Here is a 9540-nt window from a genome sequence, read left to right as displayed (position 1 = left end):
GGGACTACGTATGTCTCGACCCCAGAGAGAAAAATGTAAACTGCTCCGAAAAAAAAGTGGCCTGAAAACTTGTAATTCATTAGAGTATATGAAAGGTGATCAAACTTCGTTTAGGGTATTCTTTGGAGGTGGAACACTACACGCTCGCCTGTAATGATTAGCCGATCTCCATCGCTTCGATAAGCCAAGGCGTTTTCCAGTCCATAGACAGTTTGCATTTCCCAATCATGTATGTCACAGTAGCCATAAGTGCCGGGGCCCAGCTCAGAAAACTGAATCGTGTTATTGCTTCCGGTACTATAATTTCCATAATGGTAATTGCATCCGCCCTGCATGCTCAGTTTTCCCTCGGATTGGAAGGATAGTTCATAGGAAGCCCGTTGTCTTGGATAGAGGCTGATATCCTTGGTTTTTTTATCGATGGTTTTTTCCATCTTCCAGCGGGTGTTTGTCAAATCAAGAAGGGTGTTCTCTAGATCGGAATAGCCATTCTTTTCGCAGCTGAAAAGGGAGCAGGCGATGATTACAAGGAGAAAAATACGGTAAGCGTTCATTAATTGATCAGTTGAGTTTGTTAATTAAGACGAGCGGATCCGGTTATTTGCTACAATTGGAGCAAAAAAAGCTTTTATTTAGTTAACATTGTAACAACGGGTATTACGGATTTGATTTTAAAATGTTTGATGTTGAAGCGTTAATTCAATTCGGCGGATTGCTGCTCATTCTTCTGGCAATCTATGCGCAGACTGGGCTTTTCTTCTGCTTTTTTCTTCCGAGCGGATCGCTCCTTTTCATGGCGGGAGTATTGATTGCCAATGGTCTGTTTGCGCATAGCTTTTTTTCGGTATGCGGCTTAGGCATCATAGCTTCCTTGCTGGGCAATATCAGCGGGTATGTTATCGGCTATAAGACAGGCCCGTTTTTATACAGGAGAGCGGATTCAAGGTTTTTCAAGCGGCAGTATTTAACGGATGGAACTCATTTTTATAACAAATATGGTGCTTTAGCTTTATCTATTGGTGTGTTCTTTCCGTTGATACGCACATTTGGGCCGATAGCTGCCGGTATCATCAAATTGAGATTTAGCCGCTTCTTACTATTCGTGTTCATCGGTTCGGTCGGCTGGATTCTTTCCATAGCAACTGCTGGCTATCTGATAGGAAGCATGCCGTTTTTGCGACCCTATCTCAGGTACGTGGTGGTCGTTATTATTGTGCTGGTGACCGTGCCGGTGGCCATTAAAATCGTTCGGGGGCTTAAAAGAAAAAAATGACGGAGGGCATCCGGATCCCGTCGGGCGCGACTCTCGCATACTTTATATAAATTTGCTACCTTTAGGGGCTAAAAATTGTCACGCATGGTAGAGCCATTTGATATCGAAATCTTTGATTATACCTACTCCGTTTTTCCGGAAGAGGAGGGTGTGTATACCATTTTTAAGGAAGGAAAAGAATACTTGCAAATCCAAAAGGACACCGAGAGCCAATGGCTGAAACTCGATCCGGCATCAGGAATTCCGCTTTTCGGGTTGGATGAGGAGGTAAACGCCATTGGACAGGCAATCGTTGCTCACGATAAAAATAGCCAGTAAGTCCGTGCCCCAAAAATTCTCCGTATTTTTGCCTGCAAATCAAGGTGCGAGGAAAATAGCATGCCAGTAAAGATACCAAACAATCTCCCAGCGATATCATTGCTCAAGAACGAGAATATATTTGTGATGAATGATTTGCGGGCCGATACACAGGATATTCGCCCGATGCGTATCATCATCCTGAATCTGATGCCGTTGAAAATCTCGACGGAGACGGATTTCATCCGGCTGCTATCCAACAATCCGTTGCAGGTGGAGGTTGAATTTCTCCGCCTGGATACGCATACGCCAAAAAACACCCCCGAGGAGCACCTGGAAATGTTTTACAAGGGTTTTAAGGAGGTTGCAGCAAACTATTACGATGGCATGATCATCACGGGAGCGCCCGTGGAATTGCTGGATTTTGAGGATGTCACGTATTGGGACGAAATCAAAATGATTTTCGATTGGGCAAGAACACATGTGACATCTACGCTATACATCTGCTGGGCTTCTCAGGCAGCTTTGTACCATTTTTATGGTGTCGGTAAAATTCCCTTGGATAAAAAGCTGTTCGGTGTTTTTAAGCACAGCGCACTCGATAAGCAGCATCCGCTGTTCCGGGGTTTCGATGATGAGTTTTACATCCCGCATAGTCGGCATACCACCATTACAGACGCAGATTTGGTCGGTCTGGAAGGTGTCACCATCCTTTCCCAATCGGAAGATGCAGGCGTAGCCATCGTGGCTTCAAGGGGGGGGCGGGAGTTTTATTTGACAGGCCATTCGGAGTATGCGCCGCGAACCCTCCATGAGGAATACATCAGGGATTTGGAAAAAGGACTCCCAATTGATATGCCCAAGTATTACTATGCAGGGGACGACCCGAAAAGCGCGCCCGTCGTCCGGTGGGCCGGCCATGCCAACCTGCTGTTCAATAATTGGCTGAATTATTTCGTGTACCAGGAGACGCCGTTTGAATTAACGGAAATCGCGAACCTGGGGGAAATCAAGCAGCACAGTTAGCTATGCCCTGTGGCAAAATAACTGACGCTACCGTCACATCTCCCTCCTCAAAATACCCCAAAATGGGTATTGTAATGATGGCTGCATAGCGATATCTTCGTCTTGCCACATACGTTATCCGTGTCATATGAAGAGAAATGCCATCGTCCCCTTGTTCGTCATTTTATTGGCGAATGCCGCGTATTCGCAGGAGCAACCGATAGACGACGCCTTGCTGACTGACTCTATTGAGCGCTCGTTTACCTACCAGCACGATACCATCCAACTGCCCAATGGGATTGGTAAAATCACCATACCGGCAGGCTTCAAATACCTGGATGCCGAGCAGTCGGAGAGGGTGCTTGTAGACTTTTGGGGCAATCCAAAAGTCACGGACATGACCCTTGGCATGATCCTGCCCGAACAGCAAGGGTTACTCAGCAATAGTGGTTATATCTTCAATATCCAATATGACGAAATTGGATATGTAAAGGACGATGACGCGGACGATATAGACTACGATGATCTGCTGGCAGAAATGAAGGATGAAGCAGCAGAAGGAAACAAAGAACGATCGGCGGCAGGTTACGAGCCCGTATCCATCATAGGTTGGGCTGCGACGCCATACTATGACAAGGATCGCAAAATACTCCACTGGGCCAAAGAGCTTCAATTTGGAAACAACCAAGAACATACGCTCAACTACAATGTCCGCGTGCTCGGTCGCAAGGGCGTATTGGTGCTGAATGCCATCAGTACGATGCCCGAAATTGCAGCAGTACAGCAGGATCTCCATCATGTTTTGAATATCGTCCAATTCAACGACGGCTACAAGTATAAAGACTTTGACCCATCGGCCGATGAGATTGCTGGCTGGACCATCGGGGGCTTGGTCGCAGGTAAGGTATTGGCCAAGGCTGGTTTCTTTGCGTTGATACTGAAATTCTGGAAATTCATTGCCATTGGGGTGGCAGTCGTGGTGCGTGCCTTTTGGTCGAAAATACGAGGTAAAAAAAACAGCGACCGTGCAGGTGAAACCGCACTGCCAGAGCAACTAACGTAAGCTGCCTGTGATATACCGGCTCTCAAAGAGGCCGTTACAAATCATCGGTAAAATGCCTTCGTTGCTTGTCCTGCTCAAACTTTCGGTCGTTGTATTCGGTAGACTTGCTGCGAGCTATTGACAAGGTTTTCCATGCATTGTTTTGCTTCATTTTGGCAAGATATACGATCTGCCCAATGTGGTAGGGATAATGGGCAAGCTGCCTGTTTATAGCCTCTGTGACCGTATGTCCATCATTCCGAATATAGACAATGGTTTCCAGGTCTTTTTCGTTCAATGTTTTTAATGCGTCAAATAAGCACTGCCAACCTTTTTCCCAGTAGGCCATGAGTGCAGTCCTGTCGCTGAATTTGTCTTCAAATTCGCTGTCCCTGTTTCGCCAGGGCTTTTCCCCATCTGATGAAAGGAAATCAGTAAAACGAGACTGCATATTTCCAGAAATATGGTTTACGATGATGGCGATGCTATTGCTTTCTTCGTTATATGACCAAAAGAGGCTTTCGTCATCCAGTTGTTCCATCGCTTTTTCACCAAGCATTTTATAATATTCAAACTGCTTAATGGCACTCGTAAGATAGCTTGTTTGTATGGTGTTCATGGGTTCAATATATTTTCGTTCATTATTTGCCGCCTGTAACATCAATGAAGATACCTGTGGAATAAGAAGATTTATCAGCAGCCAACCATAGAATGGCTTCCGCAACTTCTTCGGCTAAACCACCTCTTTTCAACGGTATACTGTCTTTTATGCGGTTGATCCTGTCCGGTTCTCCGCCATCAGCGTGGATATCCGTATGGATGAATGCGGGGCGAACGGCATTGACACGGATACCTTCGTCTGCTACTTCTTTTGATAATCCCACCGTTAGCGTATCGAGTGCTCCTTTGGTTGCTGCATAATCGATGTATTCAAATGGTGCTCCGGTTCTGGATGCAAGGGATGAAACATTGACAATGGTCCCGCCTTTGCCGCCAAGTTTTGTTGACATGCGTTTAATGGCTTCCCTGCAACAAAGAAACTGGCCGATTACGTTGGCGTTAAAAAGCCGTTGTAACCTGTTATAGTCCATAGCGATAAGTTTCATTTGATGCTCCAATATGCCGGCATTGTTGACCAGGCAGTGAAGGTTTCCAAAGCTGTCGTCCACTGCTGAAAACAAGCGAAGTATTTCATCTTCTTTGGATACATCTGCCTGAATGGCTACCGCTTGGCCTCCTTTAGCAAGTATTTTGTTGACTACCTCATCAGCTGCCCTTTTATTGCGATGGTAGTTGACCGCCACGGCATAACCATTTTCGGCTGCGAGGAGTGCCGTAGCTGCACCTATTCCACGGCTTGAGCCTGTTATTAGCATTGTTTTCATTGTAAGGATGTCTTACTTATCAGGTGTATAAAATTTGCCTGCTGTCGTACAAATTTCGGCAAAATAATGGGATGATAGCAGATGCAGTTTTGTTAGTTTTGTGGATAGCAGTTGAAAAATATCGGATATGAAAGTGAAATCGGATTTTGCATATATGCGGATTGCTAAGGTTATTGAGCAGCAGATCCTTAGCGGCACATTACGTACAGGCGATAAGCTCCCATCGCTAAGGACAATTTGTCGTGAATATGGTGTAAGCCAGAATACGGCATTAAGTGCTTACTATCATCTGGAAAGCAAAATGCTGATTGAAACGAGGCCCCAGTCCGGATATTATGTGCGTTATTCAAAAACAACGATCCTTTCATTGCCCCAGATAACCAATCCGGATGCCAGCGCTAATTATGCGCATAGTGAATTAATGGTTCGGAAAGTTTACGACAACCTTGGGGAAGATGGGCATCTGCCGCTTGCTTTGGGTACTCCTGCAAATGAGTTGTTGCCGATAGCCAAACTCAACAAGGGCTTGATGGTGGCAACCAGGGAATTAAAAGGAAGCGGTGTAGCGTATGACAAAACAGAAGGTAATGAAAGGCTAAGAAGACAGATTGCCCGATGGTCGTTTGCGATGGAATGTAATTTTAGCCACGATGAAATTATTACCACAAGTGGCTGCTTGAATGCATTGTCTTACTGCATGATGGCACTTACGAAAAGGGGTGATACCGTAGCTATGGAGAGCCCTATTTCATTCGGAATGCTGCAACTGGCTCAGGTATTAGGCATTAAGGTGTTGGAGTTGCCTTCCGACCCGCAAAGCGGTGTCGATTTGAATGCGTTGGAAGATGCGCTAAAGGATGGTAAGATAAACGTTTGCCTTTTTATCAGCAATTTTAGCAATCCGCTGGGCAGCTGCATGCCCGATGAAAATAAAAAACAAGCGGTACGCCTGTTGGCGGAATATAATGTCCCATTGATTGAAAATGATCTCAATGGCGATGTATATTTTGGCCAGCAACGTCCAAAATCCTGCAAAACATACGATGAATGTGGTTTGGTGCTTTGGTGCGGCTCGGTATCGAAAACCCTTGCACCGGGCTATCGGGTCGGCTGGGTTGTTCCGGGAAAGTTCAAAGACGAAGTGAGGCGCATGAAAAGCTATCACAATATTTCATCAACCGCCATTACACAGGAAGTCATTGCCGGGTTTCTGGAAACTGGCAGGTATGAAAATCACCTTCGAAAATTAAGGCATACGCTCCATGGAAATTTACTGAAATTTTCAAGAGCCATTGCGGATTATTTTCCCGAGGGGACAATGGCCAGCAGGCCACAGGGTGGATTTATTATGTGGGTGGAATTGCCCCGCGCTATCGATACCATGGAGTTGTACGAGAAGTCTATACGGCATAAAATTGGCTTTGCCCCTGGCAGGATATTCACGCTGCAAAACCGCTATGAAAATTGTCTTCGACTGAATTATGGGCTTTTGTGGAATGAGAAATTAGAAAGGGATCTTAAATTATTGGGTGAGCTTGCAAAGAAGGAATTGAAGCGATTTTGACACGCAAAATCAGATTCCTCCGCGCTGCGGGCTATTTTTTGGCGCTATAAAGGCAAAACCATCATTACATTGGCTCTTTTGTACTTTGTTTTGTCTACTTCGATTTCCGCGAAACCATACGTTCTATAGATGTTCAACGCACTTTTTAATCGGCTATGTGAAAAAAGGATGAGCTCTTTTGCCTCAAGGCCTTTTGCTTCCTCAATCGCCCGTAGGCATAATGCCTTGCCTATCCCCAATCCTTGATGATTTTCATGTACTGCCATTTTGGTCAATTCGAGGTTGCCGTTTTCCAGTTTTTTAAGTGCCACGGTGCCAACCGGCTCGCCATCTTTTAAGGCGAACAGGATTTTGCCACCGTTTTTGAGTATTGCATCTTCCGGGTTTGTCAACACGTAATCATCAATAGGCTCTATTTCAAAGTATTTGTTGAGCCACGTCTTGTTCAATGTTTCGAAGGCATGCTTATAGGTTGGCTGATAATCGATTATCATTACGCCACTTTTCAAAAAGAAATCGACAGGAGACAATGCGTCGAAAACATGAACGCCGATATGCTGCATTTCCTTTAAGCCCCTTTCATATAGGCCTGAGATTGTAGCCGGGATAATGGCGGTTTTATAATCCCGTTCGCTGGCTTCGTAGATGGTAGTGCGTGGGCAGTTCGGGAAATTACAGCCCGCGATGAAAAGTGAGGTTATGCCTTTTGATTGGAGTAGGTCATGCAGCATCGTATGGTAAAATGCGCCCCACCTTGGTTTATAAAGAACATAGTCACTATTCCCGCACTGGATTATATTCCCCTGAAGAAGATCTTCGTGGCTGTATGGCCTGCTTATTTCCGGTAATAGATCGGTGATTATTTCTGCTCCCTCGCTATGCGGGACCACCATCGATCGACCTGATGAGATGCTGTCTTTGCGGCATAGCTCTGCATTACTGCCGTCTTGATGATACAGGCGGATGATATGGAAAATAGCTTTGCCATGTTTCCTGAATATATTCGCCAACTCCGATAAAGGTGCGATGATTTCTTCTGTTCCATCAATATAAGCGCTACCACCAGAATGTGCAAAATCCTTTTGCATATCTATAATAAGTAACGCTGATTTGCTATGCGCTAAAATATTACTCATCATACGCAAAATTAGTAAAGATGCAAGTATGATAACAGATGCAATTTTTTAATTTTAAATAAGAGCAGTTTGTGTATGACTTGGGAGGAGGCTTGCCGTTGTAAAAAAGCCTTCCCCGGCGGGGGGAAGGCTTGCTGTTATATATAGTGAGCCCCAAGAAGGGTGCGTTGCCTTAGCGGGCGGCGATGACGGTTTGTGACAATGCTTTTTGGGCCTTGGCAAATGCTTTTTCTTCTTTTTTGAGCGCTACCTTCAGGTGCTGTTGCAATTTTGCAATTTCCAGGGCTTCGTAGGTGTCGCGCTCGGCGTGCAGCTTGGCATAGCGGGCATTTAGCGCTTCGATGGCTTTTTTGCTTTGCGCTACGCGGATGCCGTCAGCAATATCCTGCTGGTACAAGCCCACGAAAAACTGGTGGTCGCGCTCCAGCTCGGCGTGGTTGCCGCGGCTGGCTTTGATGCGTGCCTCAGCCAGGTCATACTGGTTGTACAGCACCACCATGTTGTGCTGGTGGAAGGCGACGGTTTCTTTCAGTGTGGTGACATTATTTTTGTCGTTTGACGGGTCATTAAAGGTTCCGGCAAAGCTATTTCCAAAGGCTGCTACACTAATCAGGGTACTTAATACGATCGTTTTCATGATGTTATGTTTTTTATGTTTACGACTAATTGTTACTACTTTTTTACTGTTGTTTTGTAGATATGACGACGATAGCGGGAAAACGTTGCAGCGCGGTAGCGTGGTTTTAGACGAATGGCAGGTATAGGCCGACCAACGGCAAATGCTTTAGACTAAAAGGTCGATTTTATAGACGAATAGTGGGCTCCAGTGAAAAATAGCGTACGCTTTTACTGTCGTCGGAAGACTTTGGGAGATAAGCCGAATTTTGCCTTGAATAATCGGGAAAAATAGTACGGCGAATCGAATCCGGTGTGGTAGCCTATTTCTTTGATGGTCATGTTGGTGCTTTTCAAAAGCTCTTCGGCTTTATCGAGCCGGAGGTCCAGGTGATATTGGTTTGGCGATTTACCGGTCAACCGCTTGAAAGATTTCCTGAATTTGGAATAACTGATTGGGAATTGTTCGGCCAGTTTCTCCATGTTTACAGGGGTGGCGAGTTGATTTTGGAGGATGAAGATGGTCTGGGATACCCAGATAGATTCTGGATCATTGTCTGTTTCTTCAACCGTCCTTACCTTTTTCAATAACGCCATTATTTGCAGCGTTATCCCCGAAATCAGTTGCGGGTAACCAATTTGGGCGTGGAAAACGGTGGCGAGCAATTGGGCGAATGCGGCCAATAAGTCTTTGTTTAATCCGGTCTTGATGCACGGATTATCCGGGCTGAAAAAACGCTCCATGATGGTCTTGGGATATTCACCATTGAACCCTATCCAATATTCCTCCCAACCTACAGACGCGTCTGGCTTATAACGGTGCCAGATGCCCGGGAACAAAATGAAGCAGGTGCCCGCACCGATTTGTTGGGGCGCTGTCTTAGCGGATTCGAATATTCCGCTGCCACCTGTGATAAATACAATGTAGTAACCATCCAGAATCCGCCCTTTGTTCCACGAAAAAACATGGTCCCTGGGGTGTTTGCTCCTATCGGGGTAGTGCATATTTTTGCTGGTCTTGCAATAGCCGACGGTATTGATGTAAAATCCCCATTCTCTATCTATATCGCTGATATGAAGGTATTTTTGGTAATTTTCCATAGGATTTTCTGCTAATTGGCTGCTTCAAACATAAGGCAAAAATATCAAAAAGTGCAAAAAATGATTCTGTTTTGTCATTTTGCTACTTGTCTTGAGGGACTACCTTTACAGGCGTATTTTAA

11 protein-coding genes are annotated in these 9540 nt (G+C 45.3%); 5 read left to right on the top strand and 6 right to left on the bottom strand.

The features are described 5' to 3' along the window. Positions 1 to 110: 110 nt before the first annotated feature. Positions 111 to 554 carry an META domain-containing protein gene (locus BMW65_RS17540; protein ID WP_090607322.1) on the bottom strand — a complete coding sequence of 148 codons (444 nt, stop codon included), beginning with the start codon at positions 552 to 554 and terminating at the stop codon, positions 111 to 113. Positions 555 to 676: 122 nt separating this feature from the next. Here BMW65_RS17540 and BMW65_RS17535 point away from each other — a divergent pair, with 122 nt between their 5' ends. The 4 genes from BMW65_RS17535 (at position 677) to BMW65_RS17520 (ending at position 3638) form a co-directional block, all read left to right on the top strand. Then, positions 677 to 1273 (top strand): DedA family protein, encoded by a 597-nt coding sequence (locus tag BMW65_RS17535; protein WP_090607320.1) that lies wholly within the window; start codon positions 677 to 679, stop codon positions 1271 to 1273. An 84-nt stretch (positions 1274 to 1357) separates the two neighbouring features. After that, a complete protein-coding gene (locus BMW65_RS17530; protein WP_090607318.1) occupies positions 1358 to 1591 on the top strand; it encodes a hypothetical protein in 234 nt (77 codons plus the stop codon). Positions 1592 to 1651: 60 nt separating this feature from the next. Continuing rightward, positions 1652 to 2596 (top strand): homoserine O-acetyltransferase MetA, encoded by a 945-nt coding sequence (metA, locus tag BMW65_RS17525; RefSeq protein ID WP_090607317.1) that lies wholly within the window; start codon positions 1652 to 1654, stop codon positions 2594 to 2596. A 127-nt stretch (positions 2597 to 2723) separates the two neighbouring features. Next, entirely contained in the window at positions 2724 to 3638 is a 915-nt protein-coding gene (locus BMW65_RS17520; RefSeq protein WP_090607315.1) for a DUF2167 domain-containing protein, read from the top strand. 34 nt (positions 3639 to 3672) lie between these two features. Here the strand turns inward: BMW65_RS17520 and BMW65_RS17515 are convergent, their stop codons facing one another. Together BMW65_RS17515 and BMW65_RS17510 are read right to left on the bottom strand one after the other, a co-directional pair. Then, positions 3673 to 4236, bottom strand: a complete 564-nt coding sequence (locus BMW65_RS17515) for a DUF1572 family protein (RefSeq protein ID WP_090607360.1) — start codon at positions 4234 to 4236, stop codon at positions 3673 to 3675. Positions 4237 to 4258: 22 nt separating this feature from the next. After that, positions 4259 to 5002 (bottom strand): SDR family oxidoreductase, encoded by a 744-nt coding sequence (locus tag BMW65_RS17510; RefSeq protein ID WP_090607314.1) that lies wholly within the window; start codon positions 5000 to 5002, stop codon positions 4259 to 4261. Positions 5003 to 5129: 127 nt separating this feature from the next. Between BMW65_RS17510 and BMW65_RS17505 the strand changes: the two genes are divergently transcribed. Beyond that, positions 5130 to 6566 carry an aminotransferase-like domain-containing protein gene (locus tag BMW65_RS17505; protein ID WP_177181190.1) on the top strand — a complete coding sequence of 479 codons (1437 nt, stop codon included), beginning with the start codon at positions 5130 to 5132 and terminating at the stop codon, positions 6564 to 6566. A gap of 44 nt (positions 6567 to 6610) precedes the next feature. On the opposite strand, the gene BMW65_RS17500 is transcribed toward BMW65_RS17505, so the two are convergent. The 3 genes from BMW65_RS17500 to BMW65_RS17490 all read right to left on the bottom strand — a co-directional run bounded on the left by BMW65_RS17500 (position 6611) and on the right by BMW65_RS17490 (position 9418). Beyond that, positions 6611 to 7654, bottom strand: a complete 1044-nt coding sequence (locus BMW65_RS17500; RefSeq protein WP_177181189.1) for a GNAT family N-acetyltransferase — start codon at positions 7652 to 7654, stop codon at positions 6611 to 6613. A gap of 220 nt (positions 7655 to 7874) precedes the next feature. Further along, positions 7875 to 8339 carry a hypothetical protein gene (locus tag BMW65_RS24275; protein ID WP_090607309.1) on the bottom strand — a complete coding sequence of 155 codons (465 nt, stop codon included), beginning with the start codon at positions 8337 to 8339 and terminating at the stop codon, positions 7875 to 7877. A 209-nt stretch (positions 8340 to 8548) separates the two neighbouring features. After that, a complete protein-coding gene (locus tag BMW65_RS17490) occupies positions 8549 to 9418 on the bottom strand; it encodes a helix-turn-helix domain-containing protein (protein ID WP_090607308.1) in 870 nt (289 codons plus the stop codon). Positions 9419 to 9540 lie beyond the last annotated feature (122 nt).

The organism is Parapedobacter koreensis, assembly GCF_900109365.1.
GTDB lineage: Bacteria > Bacteroidota > Bacteroidia > Sphingobacteriales > Sphingobacteriaceae > Parapedobacter > Parapedobacter koreensis.
This window is presented reverse-complemented; position numbering and strand designations above follow the sequence as displayed.